22 protein-coding genes and 1 pseudogene are annotated in these 18626 nt (G+C 37.1%); 15 read left to right on the forward strand and 8 right to left on the reverse strand.

From position 1 onward, the window contains the following. Window positions 1–197 precede the first annotated feature (197 nt). Window positions 198–398 (forward strand): cold-shock protein, encoded by a 201-nt coding sequence (locus MHH44_RS06945; RefSeq protein ID WP_008404960.1) that lies wholly within the window; start codon window positions 198–200, stop codon window positions 396–398. Window positions 399–818: 420 nt separating this feature from the next. On the opposite strand, the gene MHH44_RS06950 is transcribed toward MHH44_RS06945, so the two are convergent. Together MHH44_RS06950 and MHH44_RS06955 are read right to left on the reverse strand one after the other, a co-directional pair. Next, entirely contained in the window at window positions 819–1094 is a 276-nt protein-coding gene (locus tag MHH44_RS06950) for a hydrolase (protein WP_340798131.1), read from the reverse strand. A gap of 277 nt (window positions 1095–1371) precedes the next feature. Then, a complete protein-coding gene (locus MHH44_RS06955) occupies window positions 1372–1512 on the reverse strand; it encodes a YjcZ family sporulation protein (RefSeq protein ID WP_340798132.1) in 141 nt (46 codons plus the stop codon). Window positions 1513–1814: 302 nt separating this feature from the next. On the opposite strand from MHH44_RS06955, the pseudogene MHH44_RS06960 reads away from it, so the two are divergent. Beyond that, window positions 1815–2301: pseudogene (locus MHH44_RS06960) on the forward strand (DUF421 domain-containing protein). Window positions 2302–2498: 197 nt separating this feature from the next. On the opposite strand, the gene MHH44_RS06965 reads toward MHH44_RS06960, so the two are convergent. The 6 genes from MHH44_RS06965 to MHH44_RS06990 form a co-directional block, all read right to left on the reverse strand. Further along, entirely contained in the window at window positions 2499–3017 is a 519-nt protein-coding gene (locus MHH44_RS06965) for a YusW family protein (RefSeq protein ID WP_340798133.1), read from the reverse strand. Between the two features lie 361 nt (window positions 3018–3378). After that, a complete protein-coding gene (locus MHH44_RS06970; RefSeq protein ID WP_008404951.1) occupies window positions 3379–3558 on the reverse strand; it encodes a hypothetical protein in 180 nt (59 codons plus the stop codon). Window positions 3559–3779: 221 nt separating this feature from the next. Further along, window positions 3780–4478, reverse strand: coding sequence for a glycerophosphodiester phosphodiesterase (locus MHH44_RS06975; RefSeq protein ID WP_340798134.1), 699 nt, complete (start codon window positions 4476–4478; stop codon window positions 3780–3782). A gap of 14 nt (window positions 4479–4492) precedes the next feature. Next, window positions 4493–4768, reverse strand: coding sequence for an excalibur calcium-binding domain-containing protein (locus MHH44_RS06980; RefSeq protein ID WP_340798135.1), 276 nt, complete (start codon window positions 4766–4768; stop codon window positions 4493–4495). Window positions 4769–4854: 86 nt separating this feature from the next. Beyond that, window positions 4855–5634 carry an enoyl-ACP reductase FabI gene (locus MHH44_RS06985; RefSeq protein ID WP_269454591.1) on the reverse strand — a complete coding sequence of 260 codons (780 nt, stop codon included), beginning with the start codon at window positions 5632–5634 and terminating at the stop codon, window positions 4855–4857. 136 nt (window positions 5635–5770) lie between these two features. Continuing rightward, window positions 5771–6019, reverse strand: a complete 249-nt coding sequence (locus tag MHH44_RS06990) for a ferredoxin (protein ID WP_008404945.1) — start codon at window positions 6017–6019, stop codon at window positions 5771–5773. A gap of 102 nt (window positions 6020–6121) precedes the next feature. Between MHH44_RS06990 and MHH44_RS06995 the strand changes: the two genes are divergently transcribed. From MHH44_RS06995 to MHH44_RS07055, 13 genes are all read left to right on the forward strand, one after another. Further along, the gene (locus MHH44_RS06995; RefSeq protein WP_340798136.1) at window positions 6122–7162 is read left to right on the forward strand and encodes a helix-turn-helix domain-containing protein; all 1041 of its coding nucleotides are present in this window, start codon (window positions 6122–6124) and stop codon (window positions 7160–7162) included. Continuing rightward, window positions 7159–8604, forward strand: a complete 1446-nt coding sequence (locus MHH44_RS07000) for a RecQ family ATP-dependent DNA helicase (protein WP_340798137.1) — start codon at window positions 7159–7161, stop codon at window positions 8602–8604. Before MHH44_RS06995 ends, MHH44_RS07000 begins: the two co-directional genes overlap by 4 nt. 81 nt (window positions 8605–8685) lie before the next feature. Continuing rightward, window positions 8686–9393 (forward strand): LysM peptidoglycan-binding domain-containing protein, encoded by a 708-nt coding sequence (locus MHH44_RS07005; RefSeq protein WP_340798139.1) that lies wholly within the window; start codon window positions 8686–8688, stop codon window positions 9391–9393. A gap of 180 nt (window positions 9394–9573) precedes the next feature. Next, window positions 9574–10332, forward strand: a complete 759-nt coding sequence (locus tag MHH44_RS07010) for a metallophosphoesterase (protein WP_340798140.1) — start codon at window positions 9574–9576, stop codon at window positions 10330–10332. 42 nt (window positions 10333–10374) lie between these two features. Next, on the forward strand, window positions 10375–11340 hold the full coding sequence (locus tag MHH44_RS07015; protein ID WP_340798141.1) for a YpdA family putative bacillithiol disulfide reductase: 966 nt from the start codon (window positions 10375–10377) through the stop codon (window positions 11338–11340). A gap of 12 nt (window positions 11341–11352) precedes the next feature. Then, on the forward strand, window positions 11353–12318 hold the full coding sequence (locus MHH44_RS07020; protein ID WP_008404935.1) for an asparaginase: 966 nt from the start codon (window positions 11353–11355) through the stop codon (window positions 12316–12318). 126 nt (window positions 12319–12444) lie between these two features. Continuing rightward, window positions 12445–13116 carry a glutamic-type intramembrane protease PrsW gene (gene prsW / locus MHH44_RS07025; protein WP_014824315.1) on the forward strand — a complete coding sequence of 224 codons (672 nt, stop codon included), beginning with the start codon at window positions 12445–12447 and terminating at the stop codon, window positions 13114–13116. Between the two features lie 219 nt (window positions 13117–13335). Continuing rightward, window positions 13336–14124, forward strand: a complete 789-nt coding sequence (gene sleB, locus MHH44_RS07030) for a spore cortex-lytic enzyme (protein ID WP_008404932.1) — start codon at window positions 13336–13338, stop codon at window positions 14122–14124. A 14-nt stretch (window positions 14125–14138) separates the two neighbouring features. Further along, a complete protein-coding gene (locus MHH44_RS07035; RefSeq protein ID WP_340798142.1) occupies window positions 14139–15422 on the forward strand; it encodes a PepSY1/2 domain-containing protein in 1284 nt (427 codons plus the stop codon). A 108-nt stretch (window positions 15423–15530) separates the two neighbouring features. Further along, entirely contained in the window at window positions 15531–16184 is a 654-nt protein-coding gene (locus MHH44_RS07040) for a flagellar brake protein (RefSeq protein ID WP_008404930.1), read from the forward strand. A gap of 176 nt (window positions 16185–16360) precedes the next feature. Next, the gene (gene cmk, locus MHH44_RS07045; RefSeq protein WP_008404929.1) at window positions 16361–17035 is read left to right on the forward strand and encodes a (d)CMP kinase; all 675 of its coding nucleotides are present in this window, start codon (window positions 16361–16363) and stop codon (window positions 17033–17035) included. A gap of 115 nt (window positions 17036–17150) precedes the next feature. Then, window positions 17151–18293, forward strand: coding sequence for a 30S ribosomal protein S1 (gene rpsA, locus MHH44_RS07050; protein WP_008404928.1), 1143 nt, complete (start codon window positions 17151–17153; stop codon window positions 18291–18293). Window positions 18294–18327: 34 nt separating this feature from the next. Then, on the forward strand, window positions 18328–18540 hold the full coding sequence (locus MHH44_RS07055; RefSeq protein WP_014824312.1) for a hypothetical protein: 213 nt from the start codon (window positions 18328–18330) through the stop codon (window positions 18538–18540). The last annotated feature ends 86 nt before the right edge of the window (window positions 18541–18626 follow it).

Consider the following 18626-nt stretch of genomic DNA (forward strand, 5'->3'; position numbering starts at 1 on the left):
CAGATAAAGTTGTTTTTAATAGTAGACAAATGCAATTTTTTGCTATATACTAAGGTCAATGAGATAGTTACAAGACATTAAATTCACCTATTACAAAAAGTATTCGTGGTTTAGTTGGTACTTTTTGTAATATGTGAATTTTTTTCTTTTGGAAGAATTGCGATCTTATTAAATTTAATTAATTGGAGGTCATTTAAATGACACAAGGTACAGTAAAATGGTTTAACTCAGAAAAAGGTTTCGGTTTCATCGAAGTTGAAGGCGGTTCTGACGTATTCGCTCACTTCTCAGCTATTCAAGGCGACGGTTTCAAAACTCTTGAAGAAGGTCAAAAAGTTGAGTTTTCAGTAGAAGACGGTCAACGTGGACCACAAGCTACAAACATCGTAAAACTTTAATTTTAATGATGTAATCATAAAAGAGGGATCCTTACATTAGGATTCCTCTTTTTTTTTGTATATTTTCATTTAAAAAATATTGCAGTTTAAATTTTGCAGATGAAATTTATACTGCTATTAATTTTGTCGTATCTACAGGTAGTAAGGATTTACAATTTATCTTATTTTACCGGGAATTTAACGGCAAGTTAGCATGATAAATACGACTTTGACGATAAATTGGCAAGAGTTTATAGGGGGGAGGGTTATGGAAATTCCGAGGTTTTAACATTATCCGAGTAGTAAGTGGAGTATGACGGATTGGATTGTCAGCCATATGCCTTTTGGTGGTTCAGTGGATTTAGTAGTTGAAACAGAATGTAGAGAAAATCGAATTCAGAAGAAAAGCCACTTTCTTAAAGAAAGTGGCCCTCTGATTACTTAGTCTGCTTCAATTCGTATCGCATCAATTTTTTGACAGTCTACGATAAGTGTTGAACCACGTTCTGTTGTAGGATCAATGAAGACTGCACAGCAATGATTATGGTCAAATCTTTTAAAAACAACATCTTCTAATATTTGACCTCCTGATAAGAAAACGTCAACTTCTGTCCCTTTTCTTAATTCTCTTAATAGGTCACAGATACAACCTTTACAACGATTCTTATTATTGTAAGAACTTAATTCACTTGTACATTTACTACAATTACAACCCATTTGTAACACCCTTTTCTTATCTGAATTTGTAAAGCTAGCATTACATTATTAGAATATGATATGAAAATGAAACGAGTTAGGTAACGTAACTAGTGAGAATAAAGAACTTTTGATAAATAATTTATAGGTAAAAGAAAAATTGTTCAGTGAGTAAGTGTGAAGTAAATATGTATCTAAGGAAAGGACTATAAAAGGATCACTGGGGGGGAAGTGATCCTAAAATCGTTAGTGAGGTGACAAGCATTGACCATCGTGCCTTGCACTTACTATTTATTTGTTAACACTCTTTTTGTATGAAAGAAGCACCGACAATAATCAGAAGTATGAAAAGTACAACGATTAGAACGAATGTTGAACTATTGTTATTGCTAGAACTGTTGTATTCTCCATAGCAATTACCATATCCTGAGTATCCCATGAGAATCCCTCCTTCTCTTCTTATATTATTCATTAAAAGGAGAGAAGGTAGGGCAAAGGAACAAAACAATTAATAAAGTTAAAGAGTTTGAGTTTTTAATATACATCATAAATATGCTGTCTGGATTTGTATTGAGAGGGTGAATCAATGACCCTCTTTTTTAATTTGTAATTATTTCTTAAAATAAAATTACTAAGAATAATAACATCTAAACCGAGCAAATAAGAACCTTTCCTTAAAATTAAGATTTAGAAAAAAAGGGAATGGTAAAACCTGTATAAAAAAGTTAAATGAGGTATAAAATGCTTGAACATTTTGAGATAATTTTGAGGTCGTTTACTTCTTTCGGACTGTTACTAGTAGGGATACGAATACTAGGTAAACAAACGATTTCCCAAATGACCATGTTTGATTTTGTTGCAACAATTTCTTTAGGAGCTATATCGGCGAACTGATGTCTTTAATATCGAAGAGGTATTATTTGCAATTATAGAGACAAATGGGACATTAACAGTATTAGAAAAGCCTCAATTTAGAAATGTAAATAAACAAGATTTAATGATACCGATAACCCCTGAATTTAATTTACCAATTGAACTAATTATGGATGGAGAAGTAATGAAGCAGAATTTAGATCAGAATAACTTAACCGAACAATGGTTACATTCTGAATTAAAGCAACGTAACTTGGTTCAAAGTAATGTATTATACGCAGTATTATCCGGTAATGGAAATATGTATATTGATACATATGAGAATCATATTCAATCTCCAATTGATAAAGAATAAATGATTAACCATTTGTTTTATAGGGAAATTGGGGGCATTGGCTTCTGAAAAGAGGTAATTAAGAATTTCAGTAAAAGTGACATTGAAGTGGCGACGACATAACTAATTTCAGTTCACAAAAAATCGAAATTGCACCATGCAATTTCGATTTTCTGCTTAATAGGGAAGAGTTCTATAGAATAGCCCTCTTAGCACAATTATTTATTATGATGATAATGTTTTTCTTCACCGTTTTGGAATTTTACTTCAAGTTCAAATGACTGATAATTTTCATCTAGAGCAAATGCCTTTAGAACTTCTTTACGAACATCCTCATCACTGGTATTTTTATCAAATGTAAGTTGTTTTAATGCATCGGCAAAAATGTTGTAGGCTTTATCGCCATTATATTTAACACCATTAAGATCATCATCTAGTTCAGCATAAATATTGTTTCCATCGTTCTCATATTCAACATCGTATGATTTATGGTCTGCATATTCTACGTCTAAATCAAAATCAGTAAAAGTATAATTTACATCTGCAACTTTTATTCCAGTCCGTTCATCTTCTTCATTTTCTGTATTATTAGTAGCATTATTATTCGTTGTTTCATCAACCACACTATTATTTCCTATAACTTCTTTATCCTTATCTACATTGGCATCTTCATTGTTACAGGCATACAATAATCCCAATAATAATGGCATTGTAAGAATTCCTTTAAATAATTTCATTAAACTCTCTCCTTTAAAAGTGTCATTAATAAATACTATTAAAAAAGAGTATTCCCAAATTAAAATGATCTATCCATGTTTACTTCAATTAAAAATGCCTTCTTGCCGAATTTTGCGAGAATACCTTTCAAAATGTAAATTCAGAACTATGCCACATTTATTGAATTTAAAGTTAAGGACACCGGTCAAATAGTAAATCTACACAAAACAAAAGAAGTAAAAATTAATGAAATTAAGTCTTAACTCAGACATTATACAGTACATTGAAAAATAAAAAATAAGCCTTCCACTAAATTGCGGAAAGTTTATTTTTATTTTAGGGTACAAAAGAGTATGTACCATGTATTAACTTTAAAATAGCTTAGCCTACTAAGTTATGCTTAACTACTTCATACGCTTGGCAAATATTTTTATAAGAATCTTTATGCTGAGCAATCATTTCAACTGCAATTTCATATAAGTCAGAAGAGTCTGTTGTGACTAAATCATTAAGTAAAGCTGCTTCCATTTTTTCTACAAATGACAAAATTTCCGTATTCATAATTTCATCTCCGAATCGTTAGTTGTTACTATAAATATACAGTAAACAGACGTCTGACTTCAAAGGAGATGGGAGTGAAAACGAGTAAAACTTTTAAAGTTTGACGATAAAATGAACTTCACGATTTTTAGCTCTTTGAAAGCGTTTTTCTAATAATAATCTAAATATTTACATAAAAACCTGTTTTCAGAAGAATTTCTCTGAAACAGGTTTTAGTTATTTCATAGGTTTACTACATCAGAAAAAACAGCATCGATGCCGAGTGATTCCATTTGCCGGGCTATTGCGGCATCATTTACTGTATAAGCTCGGACGATTATCCCGTTCTTAACGGCTTGCTGAACAATGGATCGCATCCCGTAATAATAGGGGATATGTATAGCATCAGTATTGAACTTCTTTATATATTCCTCTAAGTTCATAATAAGCGAAGCAAATAGCAATGCGGTTTTCACATTAGGCATGATTTGCTGGAAGCGTGCAATGCTTTCATGATTAAAGGAAGAAATAATGACCCGATCTACTAAATCAAAGGCATGTATTTCATTTGCAATGAGCGCTTCAATGCCTGGATATTCAAAAATGTCTGACTTAATCTCAATATTGATCTGGAAAGGGGTCGCTTTGAAAACTGTCAGTACTTCCGCCAATGTAGGTATTTTTTGACCCGCAAATTCCGGAGCAAACCATAAGCCATAATCGAATGTTTGCAATTCCTCCAGCGTCATATCTTTCACAAATCCTTTCCCCGTTGAAGTCCGGTTGATTGATTCATCATGAATGACGACTAACTGGTTGTCCTTTGTTAAATGGACATCAAATTCAACTCCCCAAATATTCAACTTTGCGGCTTCCAGAAAAGCGATCATCGTATTTTCCGGATATTTGGCACTGTAACCACGGTGAGCGAGAATTTTCATCTATTTCACAACTCCTATTTTTCGCAAGCAATGCCGTCATTATCGCGGTCACTTTTCTCGTTTAATTTATAAAGTTCGGGTGATACGAATGGTTTATATTTTGTTTTTCCGCCTTTGTTCGTTGTTTTTGCGTCTTTTGATACGCCGCCTTTGTAAACTTTGTTTAATTCTGTGCAATTTTTATAAGCGACTGCTTTTACTTTTGCAGCTCCTTCTACTTCCATTGTCGAAAACGAGAAACTTATTATTAAAACAGTACCCATTAACAATGCGGAAATATACTTTTTCATTGGAAAAACCTCCCAAACCTGTATTTTCCAATATTTTACCATAGAAAAAAGCGAATTCACAAGGGAGGTAGTGAATTCGCTCAGGACTAACCCATAATATTATAACCGCTATCGATATAAATCGTTTCGCCAGTCACACCGCGGGATAGATGGCTTAACATCACGATCGTCATGTCAGCAACTTCTTCCTGGTTTGTGTTGCGTTTTAACGGAGATGTTTCTTCGATTTTGTGCAGGATCTGATTGAAACTTGGCACACCTTTTGCTGCCAATGTCCGGATAGCACCAGCTGAAATCGCATTTACACGAATATTTTCTGCACCAACATCCGCTGCCAAATAGCGCATCGATGCTTCAAGTGCTGCTTTAGCGACGCCCATTACATTGTAGCCGTCAAGCACACGCTGTGCACCTAAATAAGACATCGTTACGATAGAGCCGCCTTCTGTCATATAAGGTTTTGCAGCTTTTGTTACAGCAATCAGCGAATAAGCACTTGTATCTTGTGCAAAGGCATAGCCATCACGAGTTGTTTCGACGAATCGGTTGTGCAGGTCTTCGGCATGTGCGAAGGCTACAGAGTGGATAATGCCATGAATTACTTTAAATTGCTCACCAATTTGATTGAATGCTTTTTCAATGCTTTCGTCGCTGTTTACGTCACATTCAATAACTGTTGCATTATGATCTTCGTAATTTGTTAAAAGCTTTTCGATTTTTCCTTTTGAACGTTCTTTCCGATATGTGAAAATTACATTTGCTCCAACATCAAATAATCGCTTTGCGATGCCCCAAGCAATACTGCGCTCATTGGCAACACCCATTACGACAATATTTTTCCCTTTTAATTGTAATAAATCCATAATGACACCCCTAAAATAGTTAGTTAATATTAGTACCTACTACTAATATTAACTATAACATCTCAATTCTAGATGCGCAATGAGAAAAATAGGGCAAAATAAAAAACGATCCTTGAAAAAGAATCGTTTCGTTTATAAACTATTCGAATTTTAGCGAGTCGCCGTCGAATGTTTCATCTGCAACTTTAATAGAATCTGTTGGACAGCCTTCAAATGCATCTTGCATATCTTCTAGTAGATCTTCTGGAACTTCAGCAGTACCCATGTTATCATCTAAAATAACGAAAGCGATTCCTTCATCATCATAATCATAAATATCTGGTGCAGCAGCGCCACAAGCGCCACAAGCGATACAAGTATCTTTATCTACGATAGTATATTTTGGCATTGTTACCTCTCCTTTATCCGTTCGTTTCCATAAAGCTCTTACTTATTCTAATGCTGTTTTCAGTACTTTTCAACCTAATACTACTAAAATGGGGGATTTGATATGCTAATCCAACAAATTCTTTTAAAAATTTTACATACTTTTCAACAGGAACGTACTGTTTCCGCCGCATATCATCTACTGAAGGGTAAGCGGTCGGGTCAGACAATTCATGATGTAGGGCTCTTTAATTTATATTCCTACTTTGGGCTGCTCCCAAAACTAGCACGTCATAAATTTGATGAGCAAATTGATCTCATGTTTGCCAAGAGTATTATTATAATAGAAGAAAACGGTTTTTATACAATGACTGAACAAGGAAAACAACTTGCGGTACAACCGCTGTCTCTTTCTTTTGATGGCTGGCATTACCGTGGCAATGAACATGTGTTTTTCGGCAGACTTGCGCTTATTATCCAAAGCCTGTCACACCAGCAGCATCATAAAAAGGCATTTATACCGATCGAAAAGAACGAACAGACACAGCAATGGGTACGCCAGTTTTTAGTACGCCACCACTATCAGAACGGCATCCTGCAACAGGCGATTTACAGCGAAATGACGGCGAGTTTGTCCAAAAGCGCAATAGAAGAAAATATGAAAGATATACTCATGTATCGACTGACAGGCTATAATGAACCCGGATTTACGTGGCAACAACTTGCTTTTGGCTATAACATGCAGGAAATGGATGTTCAGCTGCATTATATAAGTGCATTGCATACTTGGTTAAATGAGTTGTACCGTGAAAAATCACAATACCCACTATTAAATGAAATCATGCAAAATATACGAGTGGAAGTAGTATTGACTGCTTCGACCAACTCAACCGCCCAGTTATACAGAGCGGGTAGAACATTGGAAGAAATCAGTCATATTCGACGATTGAAAATGAGTACGATTGAAGATCATATTGTCGAGCTTGCGATGAATGAACCGAACTTTTCAATCGAACCATTTGTAACAAATGAAGAACAGAAACAAATTTTGGATGCAGTCGAAAATTACGATACGAAACGATTAAAAACATTAAAGGAATTACTACCGCAACTCAGCTATTTTCAATTGCGGCTAACGTTGGCGAAAGGAGCGTCCCCTACATGAAATTACAAAGTGCCTTAAAGCAATATTTCGGATATGATGCATTCCGGCCAGGGCAAGAAGAGATTATAAGAAATATTATGGATGGCAAAGATGTTGTTGCCATTTTACCGACCGGCATGGGGAAGTCTCTATGTTACCAACTGCCGGGCTATTTATTTGAAAAACCGGTACTTATTGTGTCGCCGCTTTTATCGCTCATGCAAGACCAGGTGGATCAGCTAAAGCAAATGGGGGAAAAACGGGTTGTTGCATTAAATTCATTTCTAACGGTGGACCAGAAAAGATATGCACTTCACTTTTTGGGCGAGTACCGGTTTATTTTCGCTTCTCCCGAAATGCTATTGCAGCCTCAAGTAAAGGCGCGGATTCAGGAGATGGAACTTTCGTTGATTGTTGCAGATGAAGCACATTGTATTTCACAGTGGGGGTTTGATTTTCGTCCGGACTATTTACGGATTGGCGAAATATTATCGGAAACGAACCGTCCCCCTATACTCGCGTTATCTGCCACAGCAACAGATACCGTATTGGCAGATATTCAATCCTATCTGAAAATGAAATCACCTTTTCACTACGTACACGCTGTAAACAGGGAAAATATTCATTTAGTAAAAAAGTTGTTTTCAGAGCGTGAAGAAAAGATTGAATGGATTATTGAACATGTGAAAAATACAGCCGGTCCAGGCATCATTTATACACAATCCCGCTCAAAAGCAGAAGCAATCAGTTTACAGCTTTTACAGCAAAATATTTCAGCGGCCGCTTATCATGCCGGTAAGGAAGCACAGGACCGTCAGTTTATACAGCAACAATTTTTAGCGGGACATCTTGAATGGATTGTTGCGACAAATGCATTTGGGATGGGTGTCCATAAAGAGAACGTCCGTCAAGTCATTCATGAAACAATGCCTGCAACGTTATCGAATTATATGCAGGAAATTGGCCGGGCGGGTCGAGATGGCAAGAAAGCAGTTGCTTTTTTGTTATATTGTGAGGGAGATGAGCAATTTGCAAAGTTTATTGCGTCAGAAGATTTGCCGAAAAATATACATGTAGACCGATTTACTGAAGTGATGGCCACTGGGGAACAGCCGCAGTCATTGCTTGCAAATGGCGAAATGTCAGAAGTGGTATTCCGTGTATTAAGTTATTGGCTGGCACGTGAATCAGCTGAGGAAGTAAAGAGCCGGATGATGAATTTACAGATAAAGAAATATGAAGAAGTTCAGCTCGTATTAAAGCTTATTAAACATTCGGATTGTATGCGTAAGCAAGTAGTTCAATACTTTGGTCAACAATTAACAAAGCAGCAGGAATATTGTTGTTCCAACTGCGGAATTGAAATTTCTGAACTTGTGGAAGAGAGAGATATTTCAAAAACTATGATTAAAATGACAAATTGGCAACATCGCCTTAAGAAAATATTGTTAATAAACTCTTAATCTACTATCGAACCGTTTACTTTTATGTAGAAATTGGTCATAATAAAGTTATAATTTTTAGTAGTTGGAGGGGTGCAGGCCATGACAAAAGAAGATTACCGGGAAAAGGTAGAGGAGCATCGTCAAGAGATTGACCTACATAACGAGTCAGGTACAAAAATGTCACGTGTTAGCCGACATCGAAAGAAAAGCGGAAAAAAACAAACAAACCCAATTATGACGGTTTTAACAGTTGTCTTAATTTTTATTCCTTTAGTTATTTTAGCTTATGTGTGGTTGATCTATGAACCGAACACATCTGCAAGTGAAAACGTAAATGCGGATAAGAAGGACGACTTAGTAGTGGAGATTCAAAAGCAGGATCCGAAAACACAGCCATCTGCTACTAACGATGACGAAGAAAAAAAGGATGACAATACAGCCGAAGTGGATGAGGCGAAAGTGAAAGCGGAAAAAGAAAAATTAGCTGCTGAAGAAGCGAAAAAGGCGGAAGCACGAATCGCAAAAGAAAAAGCAGCAAAAGAAGCAGAAGAAATAAAAAAGGCGGAAGAAGCACAGAAAGTAGCAGCGGCTAAAGCTAAAGAGCAGGAAGCGAAGAAAAAAGCGGCTCAGGAAGCGGCTAAAGCACAGCAAAAAACACATACTGTACAATCGACTGACAATTTATATCGTATTGCATTAAAGTACTACGGCAATGGTAGTGCTGAATATGTTAATAAAATAAAAGCTGCCAACAATTTATCATCCGACAGTATTGCGACGGGGCAGGTTTTAGTAATTGTTCCATAATTTTTTCTATCTTGTATAACGACTAGTAAAAAGACGAACCGTTCCGGCTGTCGTCTTTTTCTTTATGAAGGAAATTTATTATTTTAGCAAACTTTATAAACACTATGTTAAATTAATGGTTATCAAAACGTTAAAAAAGGCTATTGTATAATTAGTCTTTTTTGAATTGGAGGACCGTGTATGGTCATAATAAGTATTATTGGAATCGCTTGTATTTTAGTGCTTCTCTATATGTATAAAGAAGGGCATGAAAATAATATCCACTCACATGAAGTGAAGGCAACAGGCGAGAGTGAAACAATCAACCTTTTTTTCATATCGGATACACATGCGCGCAAAATTAATGAGGCAATGATTGATTCGATTGATCAAAAGATAGAGGCTGTCCTCATAGGAGGAGATTTTGTCGATCGCCGGACATCTGAAGAAACGGTACTTCACAATATCCGTACGCTCACAAAACTGGGCCCTACCTATTTTATATGGGGAAATAATGATATCGAATTCAGTGAACAAAAGCTGCGACAACTACTTGCAGACCATCATATTCGCATTATAGAGAATGGGTCAGTTAAGCTGGAAAGTAAAAATGATGTGTCAGTCAGCGCGGTCTCATATCGCCCGGGAGAACAGAACATCCAGCGTGCAATCGAGCAATGTGAAGAAAAGAACACCGTTTTCATTGCACATAATCCGGAGTTGTTCGGCAAAGTACATAAGCAGTTTCAGCCACTGCTCAGTATTGGAGCACATTTACATGGCGGGCAAATCCGCCTTGGGAAATTTGGATTGCAGCCACACGGATATTTTAAAAAAATCAAAAACCGCTATGAACTTGTCAGCAATGGGTATGGTACGACTCTTGTCCCGTTGCGCCTCTGTGCTAAACCGGAAAGTCATCTTATTACAATTAAATTTGAGCAAGGGGAATTGGAATAAGTGAATAGCGATCTATAGGAATTGGAATAAGGAGATGTTAGTATGCAAAAGGTAGAAGCAATCATTGTTGGTGGAGGTCCTTGTGGATTAGCTGCAGCGATTGAACTACAAAATATCGGATTGTCCCCAATCATTATCGAAAAAGGTAATATTGTCAATGCGATATACAATTATCCGACACATCAAACTTTTTTTAGTACGAGTGAAAAACTGGCTATCGGTGATGTACCGTTTATTATTGAACAACGAAAACCAAAACGCAATCAGGCGCTTGTCTATTATCGTGAAGTGGTGAAGGCAAAAAAACTTCATGTGAATCGTTTTGAAAAAGTGGAAAGTGTTAAAAAGGTGCATGGAATATTCAATGTCAAGACAGACAAAGACAGCTATGAAACACCATATGTAGTCATTGCAACAGGCTATTACGATCATCCAAATTATTTGCATATACCTGGAGAAAGTTTGCCGAAAGTTCATCATTATTTTAAAGAAGGACACCCGTTTTTTGATTTGAATGTGTTAGTGATCGGCGGGAAAAACTCTGCAATTGATGCGGCATTGGAACTCAATAAAGCAGGTGCACATGTGACGGTTATCTATCGGGGCAATGATTATTCTGCCAGCATTAAGCCATGGGTATTGCCGGAATTTTTAGGTCTTGTCCGAGAAGGAGAAATTACGATGCACTTTAATACAGAAGTGAAAGAAATTAGAGAAAACGAAGTCATTGTCGAAATAGCCGGCCAAAAAGAAACAATTGATAATGATATCGTATTTGCAATGACCGGTTATCATCCTGACCACCGCTTCATCCGTGAAATGGGCGTCGAAATTGATGAACAAACAGGAAGACCGACATTCGATCCCGAAACAATGGAAACAAATGTACAAAATTTATTTATTGCCGGTGTCATCGCTGCAGGAAATAATGCAAATGAAATCTTTATAGAAAATGGTCGCTTTCATGGGAATTTGATTGCTCAAAAAATTGCTCGTCAAACTACATAAGGGGTGAATATTGTGAAGAAAAAAGTAGTGCTTATTACGACAGGCGGAACGATTGCGAGTACTCGCAATAATAAAAACAAACTCGAGTCCGGCAAACTGGATGGCCAAGCCATTTTATCAATGTGCCAGCTGGAAAATGAGATGGATATTGAATTGATTGATCTCTATCAAATCCCATCGATGCATATGACATTTGAAAATTTAAATTTACTGAATCAAACGATTAAAAATGTTTTTAATGATCAATCGGTGAGCGGAATTGTCATTACGCATGGTACAGACAGCTTAGAGGAGACAGCCTACTTTTTAGAGCTGACAATTCATGATGAACGTCCAATTATTGTAACGGGCTCACAAAAATCACCTGGCGATATTGGTACAGATGTTTATTCCAATCTTCGTAATTCATTATTGGTTGCTTCAAATGAAGAAGCAAAAAATATAGGGGTTTGCGTCGTCTTTAATGAAAAGATTATTCATTCCAAATACGTAAAGAAGATGCACTCATCAAGTATTAACGGCTTTGGGGCAATTGGCTATGGCATGCTTGGATTTATCGATAACGACGAGGTAATTATATACCAGAAGCCAACCCATAAAGAAGTATATGAAATAAAAGAAAGCTATCCTGCTGTCGAGATTGTATTTGCCTATCTTGGAGCAAGTTCTATTATTTTGGATGCCCTTTACGAAGCAAATGTTGAAGGTGTGGTGCTTGTCGGTGCCGGTCGAGGTCAAGTTGCCCCAAAAATGATGGGCGCGATCGAAAAGCTATGCCAAAAAGGGACGAAAGTTGTATTGACGACATCGACAGAAGAAGGGCGTGTTTTCCCGACTTATGATTATTACAGTAGTGCGAATTATTTGAAGGATGCCGGTGTCATTATGGGCGGGGACTTTGATCCGAAAAAAGCACGCCTCAAGCTCCTGTTAATGATTGCAAACGGTAATAAGAACTTTGATACATTTATGCATTAACAATAAAAACTCGGTGTGAAAGTAGCCGAGTTTTTATATTTTCTAGACAAAAAATGGGTATGCTACACTGCATTGAAAAAATAGTGCTATACTAATAAGAGCCTAGAATCGAAAGGAGCCGGCATGATGTTTATACTTTTATCAGCAGCGATTGCGCCGGGTTTAGCCCTTTTAAGCTACTTTTATTTACGCAATGAGATGGATACCGAGCCACGGCGTACATTAATGCATTCCTTCATATATGGCGGGGTTATTACATTCCCCGTTTTATTTATACAGTTCGTTATAAAAGAAGAACAGACATTTTCGAATCCATTCTTTATCAATGCCGTATTTACCAGTTCGATAGAAGAATTTGTGAAATGGCTCATTATTCTTGCCGTAATCTTACGCCATATTGAGTTTGATGATCCTTATGACGGTATTTTGTATGGGGCAGCTGTTTCATTAGGCTTTGCTACTGTGGAAAACGTTCTCTACTTACTATCTTTCGGAATAGATCAAGCTTTTATGCGTGCGTTATTGCCTGTATCGAGTCATGCACTGTTCGGTGTAGTCATGGGTTACTATTACGGAAAAGGGAAGTTTTCAAGTGAAGAAATACAGAAGAGGTATATCGCCCTTGCACTCTTTGCACCTGTTGGACTTCATATTATCTATAATTCGATATTAATGTTAGAAGAATACTTTTTGTATGCGATGCTGCCGTTTATGCTGTTCTTATGGACATTTGCTCTGCGCAAAGTAAAGCAGGCACACGAACATCTAATTGAACATTTATCCCGCAGTAACGGGTAGGAATTTATCCGTCTCGAAATTGAAGTTTCACTTTATCCTATAGCAATCATTTATTAAAGGTTTGTTACAAATGTTTTTGTAGCAAACCTTTTTCTATGTAAAAAATCTTATTAGCAAACGAAAAACGAGTAAAGAAAATATTTTCAATAGACTTAAAAAAGCAACTTTACAATGTATAAACTTTTCAAATTTCTCCATCCTACTGAAAAAGGAGTGGAAATGTCAGTGAAAAAAATCGTCTTGTTCGTATTCATTATATCAAGTAGTTTTGTAAGTCATACATTTGCATTTTCAGGTCAGGATGTGCAACGGGGTGCATTTGGTGACGATGTAATCGAGTTACAGGCACGACTTCAATATTTAAGTTACTATAATGGAAAAATTGACGGGAAATTTGGTTACGGAACGTATTGGGCGCTTCGTAATTTTCAGGAGCAGTACGGGCTACCTGTAGACGGAATTGCCGGAAGGTCGACGAAGGAAAAGCTTGAAAATAATTCGGATTTTGATAAAGCATGGGTTCATAAACAAATCAATGCAGGGAACAGCTTTACGTATTACGGCGGAATAGCATTGGAAAACCAGGTGAAAAAAGGCGGAAATGGCGGTACAAGTGCAAATAATACAACCTCCATGCAGCTGCCGCCAGGCTATACAGAACAGGACTTGCAAATTTTAGCGAATGCAGTGTATGGGGAAGCGCGAGGCGAGCCGTATGAAGGACAAGTTGCTGTTGCAGCTGTAATTTTGAATCGTTTGGAATCCCCTGAATTTCCTGATACGATTTCGGAAATTATTTTCCAGCCGTTAGCTTTCACAGCGGTTGCGGACGGTCAGATTTGGCTTACTCCAAATGAACGTGCCAAACAGGCAGTACTGGATGCGATCAACGGCTGGGACCCATCCGAGAATGCATTGTATTATTTTAATCCAGTTACAGCGACGAGTAAATGGATTTGGTCGAGACCTCAAATCAAACAAATTGGTGAGCATATTTTCTGCTTATAGGCGGGGGTAAAAACATGAAAAAATTTGCATATTTATTAGGTTTATTTGTTGTTATATTAGCCTTTGTATCCTTTGATTTATTTACACAGAATAAAGATTTGGAGCGAGCTGTTTATGCTACCCAATCAAGGGATCTCTCGGCAGCGACTGAAAAGTTATCGACATTGCATACAACAGTGGAACAATCTTTACTCTTTAAGGATGAAAAAGCATTAAATAATGAATTGGATTCCATTTGGCGGATGAGCAGTGATTTAAGAAAAACTGTCGCGAATTTGCCGATCCAGGCAGAAGTTCAAAATGAATGGATGCGTTATTTAGGGAAAATCGGTGATAATGCAAAACAAGCGGCTGCTACGGGAGACTACGAAAACTGGCGCAATAAAATGGGAACGGTTGCTTCCAATTTACATTCTTTCGCAGAGGAATGGAATATTGCCACAGTCGCATTTTATGAAAATGATGGTAATTTAAAAAAATGGTCAACGAATCAAACGACCAATCTTAAAGATTCACCATTTATGAACGTATCAAAACAATTGAAAACATATAATGAAACCGATTTTCCATTAACGGCGAGTGAATCGGACTATGAAAAAAAGCGTGAATTACAGCATTTAAAAGATAAAAAAATTACGAAAAACGAAGCCATTCAAAAATTTAAAAACTTCTTCCCGAATATCGACGATTCGATTGTAACGGTTACGAAAAGCAGTGATGATGCACCATACCCGTTCTATCATATTCAATTTATCCATGGTTCCAAAATCGGGTATGCCGACATAACGGAAAGTGGAGGCCATCTTCTTTCGTTCCTGCTTGAACGACCGGTTAAAAAGGATGCGCGTTCACATGAAGAAATTTTAAATACGGCAAAAAGTTTTATGAATAAAGTGGGATACACTGATGTGAAGCTTTCCGAATCACGAGAAAATCATGAAGCATGGCATCTCGTATTTACAAGAGTGTATGGAGATGATGAAGCTTTAATTTACCCGGATAGTATTCAAGTGAAAATTGCGAAGGATAACGCCGAGATTTTAGGTGTCAATGCAATGGAATATATTCAGGAAGAAAAAATTAAAGAACAAAGCGAAGTACCGATAGATTGGGATAAATTTTTTGCTGATCATGTAGGTGTTGAACAAGTGCAAAAAATTTATACAGGCAATGGAAATCTGGAACTTCGTAAATGTTATGAGGTTATTGCAAGGCTCGACAATAAGACACAGGATACGTATCGTGTTGTAATCGATGCGGAAACACATGAAGTAATTAAAAATGAAAAAGTATTTTAGTACCTTGAATCAGGTGCGAGGTCCAGTGAAATTAATTGTAAAAATATAGCTATATTTACATTCCCATGAGATAATAAAGTATGAATAATTTCTTATGGGGAGAGGCAAATGGAACTAAAAATTGGAACGCAACTAACGCTGGAGCCAACCTATACGGAAAGGGTCGAAAAATTTAAATGTCGTGTTGTCGATCGACAGGACAATATGATTTTTATCGATTATCCAATTAATACGGCAACTAAAAAAATTGCTTTTTTAATTGATGGCGCACAATTCCGTGCAACATTCAGTACGGAAAAAAAAGAAAGCTACTGCTTTAATACGGAAGTTTTAGGACGTAAAGGCGGCAATGTTCAGATGATACTGCTTGCATGTCCACCTGCTGAAGAATTTATTAAAATTCAGCGTCGCGAATATGTTCGTGTGGAAACACCTGTAGATATTGCAATTGAACATGAAGGACAGAAATTTCAGCTTGCAGCTGAAGACATTAGCGCTGGAGGGTCATTGATTCATATTAAGTCACCGGTCAATTTTACTGAAGGTGATACAGTCAAGGCTTTTGTCGTCCTGCCATTTATAAATGGTGAAATTCGATATGTAGAAACAGATGCGAGAGTAGTGAACGTGTTCAATCGTAATGAAATGATGATGGCTTCATTGAATTTCACGGATACGGATGATTATGATAAGCAGCAAATTGTCCGTTTTTGCTTCGAACGACAAGTAATGATCCGCAAGAAAGAAATGAATGAATTATAAGCGAGAGGTCTAAAAAGTATCATACTTTTTAGACCTTTTTAAATAAGTAAAACTAATGTGACGGAAGTTGATCCGGTATGTATGGAGGAGCAGCTTTTTTCAAAAAAATATAGCGTAAAGAAGGTAAAAATTTTTTCGGTTATGATACAATAGCAACGGAAAGTAGGGAATTAATTATGATGAAAAAAATTCAAATTGCAATTGATGGTCCTGCAGGTGCGGGGAAAAGTACCATTGCAAAAATTGTAGCCGAAGCACTTCGATTTACATATATCGACACAGGTGCAATGTATCGGGCAGTGACGTATAAAGCGATGAAAGAAAACATACAATTACATGACGCAGAAGCGATTGAAAAAATGCTGCAGCAAACGGCGATTACATTACAACCGTCTGAGCAGGGACAACTCGTTTTTGTGGATGGACAAGATGTGTCACAGGCTATACGTTCAAATGAAGTTACAGCAAATGTTTCAGAAGTTGCGGCACACGCGAATATTCGTGAAATTCTCGTAGCGATGCAGCAAAAGCTGGCTGCTGATGGCGGCGTTGTAATGGATGGACGAGATATTGCGACACATGTACTCAAAGATGCAGAGCTTAAAATCTACATGTCTGCAACAGTTGAGGAACGTGCGCATCGACGCTTCCTTGATAATGAACGCCGCGGTATTCCTTCAACAATCGAATCATTACAGAAGGAAATTGCTTTACGGGACAAGCTTGATAGTGAACGTGAAGCCTCACCGCTCATCCAAGCAGAAGATGCTTTATTTTTAGATACGACGAATTTATCAATTGATGAAGCGGCACAGGAAATTTTGAAATTAGCGCAGCAAAAAATGCAGTAACTGCTATTAAAAAATGAAGCTAACGTACGAAATTTCTGAAAATAAAGGGTTATTTTTTGTCTTTGTAGAACTTATCGAATAAAATAAAAGTGGAATACGCGAAGGAGGGCTACATATGTCTGAGGAAATGAATTTAGGGTCAAACCAAAAATTTCAAGAAGGAGATATTGTGAAAGGTGTTGCTGAACAGGTTGAAGAGAAGTCAGTAACGGTTTCGGTCGAGGGGGCACCATTCGACGGGATTATACCTATTAGCGAACTTTCAAGCTTACACATTGAAAAAGCTTCTGATATAGTTTCAGTTGGCGATCAGCTAGAGCTTATGATTACGAAAGTTGAAGAAGAGAATTTTGTATTATCGAAACGCAAAGTAGATGCACTGCATGCGTGGGATGATTTAAAAGCGAAATTCGAATCTGGTGAAGTATTCGAAGCAGAAGTGAAAGATGTAGTGAAAGGTGGACTTGTCGTCGATTTAGGCGTACGCGGTTTCGTTCCGGCTTCACTCGTTGAAGATTATTTTGTCGAAGATTTTGAGGATTACAAAGGCAAAACATTACGTTTAAAAATTACAGAGTTAGATAAAGAAAAAGGCAGACTCATTTTATCTCATCGTGCAGTACTGGATGAAGAAAAAGCGTCGAAAAAGCAACAAGTGATTCAAAACATCCATCAGGGTGATATGCTTGAAGGTACAGTTCAGCGCTTGGCAAAATTCGGTGCGTTCATTGATTTGGGTGGCATTGATGGATTAGTCCATATTTCACAAGTAGCGCATGAACATGTTGAAGATATTTCGACGGTATTACAGGAAGGACAATCCGTAACTGTAAAAGTGCTTTCAGTGGATATTCCGAATGAACGTGTTTCATTATCGATCAAAGATACGTTGCCTGGTCCTTGGACAGACATTGAAGAGAAGGCTTCAAAAGGCGCAATTTTAACAGGTACTGTAAAACGTCTTGTTACATTCGGCGCGTTTGTAGAAGTATTCCCTGGAGTAGAAGGACTTGTTCATATTTCTCAAATTTCCCACAAGCATATTACGACACCACATGAAGTTCTAAAAGACGGTCAAGAGGTGGAAGTAAAAGTACTTGAGGTAAATGAGGCGGAAAAACGACTTGCACTGAGCATTAAAGCATTGCAGGAAGATTCAGCGAGTGACGAGGATTTCGATTATGAGCTGCCGGAAGAAAATAAAGGCTTCTCATTCAGCGATGTCATCGGTGATCAGCTAAAAGGATTTAAAAAATAATAAGATCAAAACCGCCCGTGTAAGGATTCCTTATATGGGCGGTTTTTTGCTGGGGAAATCTATTGGTATAGCTGTGAGGCGAATTTTATTAGAACGATCTATTAGTTTATTGGAAAAAGAAAATGATATTTTAGAAGAACTGCAAGCATTATTTGAACAAGTGGCATTCATTTTAGAACTTTCGGGAAATATATTAGAAAGCTGGCTACTTATTCGAACAAATAAAAATATATTAGATAATTTTTGAGTATTTTAGAAAATCATGCGCCTCGAAAAGTTTGTCGATAAATCGAAATCGATTTTGAATGTTGTGAAAAAATGATATAATAGTCA

The organism is Solibacillus sp. FSL K6-1126 (genome assembly GCF_038003445.1).
Classification (GTDB): Bacteria; Bacillota; Bacilli; order Bacillales_A; family Planococcaceae; genus Solibacillus; species Solibacillus silvestris.

Coding starts and splice junctions, on each gene's coding strand:
- MHH44_RS07010 (WP_340798140.1), top strand. CDS start 9,574: ATGGTCATAATAAGTATTATTGGAATCGCTTGTATTTTAGTGCTTCTC.
- MHH44_RS06945 (WP_008404960.1), top strand. CDS start 198: ATGACACAAGGTACAGTAAAATGGTTTAACTCAGAAAAAGGTTTCGGT.
- MHH44_RS07005 (WP_340798139.1), top strand. CDS start 8,686: ATGACAAAAGAAGATTACCGGGAAAAGGTAGAGGAGCATCGTCAAGAG.
- rpsA (WP_008404928.1), top strand. CDS start 17,151: ATGTCTGAGGAAATGAATTTAGGGTCAAACCAAAAATTTCAAGAAGGA.
- MHH44_RS07000 (WP_340798137.1), top strand. CDS start 7,159: ATGAAATTACAAAGTGCCTTAAAGCAATATTTCGGATATGATGCATTC.
- MHH44_RS06965 (WP_340798133.1), bottom strand. CDS start 3,017: ATGAAATTATTTAAAGGAATTCTTACAATGCCATTATTATTGGGATTA.
- prsW (WP_014824315.1), top strand. CDS start 12,445: ATGTTTATACTTTTATCAGCAGCGATTGCGCCGGGTTTAGCCCTTTTA.
- cmk (WP_008404929.1), top strand. CDS start 16,361: ATGATGAAAAAAATTCAAATTGCAATTGATGGTCCTGCAGGTGCGGGG.
- sleB (WP_008404932.1), top strand. CDS start 13,336: ATGTCAGTGAAAAAAATCGTCTTGTTCGTATTCATTATATCAAGTAGT.
- MHH44_RS06990 (WP_008404945.1), bottom strand. CDS start 6,019: ATGCCAAAATATACTATCGTAGATAAAGATACTTGTATCGCTTGTGGC.
- MHH44_RS06950 (WP_340798131.1), bottom strand. CDS start 1,094: ATGGGTTGTAATTGTAGTAAATGTACAAGTGAATTAAGTTCTTACAAT.
- MHH44_RS07055 (WP_014824312.1), top strand. CDS start 18,328: ATGGGCGGTTTTTTGCTGGGGAAATCTATTGGTATAGCTGTGAGGCGA.
- MHH44_RS06970 (WP_008404951.1), bottom strand. CDS start 3,558: ATGAATACGGAAATTTTGTCATTTGTAGAAAAAATGGAAGCAGCTTTA.
- MHH44_RS07015 (WP_340798141.1), top strand. CDS start 10,375: ATGCAAAAGGTAGAAGCAATCATTGTTGGTGGAGGTCCTTGTGGATTA.
- MHH44_RS07040 (WP_008404930.1), top strand. CDS start 15,531: ATGGAACTAAAAATTGGAACGCAACTAACGCTGGAGCCAACCTATACG.
- MHH44_RS06980 (WP_340798135.1), bottom strand. CDS start 4,768: ATGAAAAAGTATATTTCCGCATTGTTAATGGGTACTGTTTTAATAATA.
- MHH44_RS06995 (WP_340798136.1), top strand. CDS start 6,122: ATGCTAATCCAACAAATTCTTTTAAAAATTTTACATACTTTTCAACAG.
- MHH44_RS07035 (WP_340798142.1), top strand. CDS start 14,139: ATGAAAAAATTTGCATATTTATTAGGTTTATTTGTTGTTATATTAGCC.
- MHH44_RS06975 (WP_340798134.1), bottom strand. CDS start 4,478: ATGAAAATTCTCGCTCACCGTGGTTACAGTGCCAAATATCCGGAAAAT.
- MHH44_RS06955 (WP_340798132.1), bottom strand. CDS start 1,512: ATGGGATACTCAGGATATGGTAATTGCTATGGAGAATACAACAGTTCT.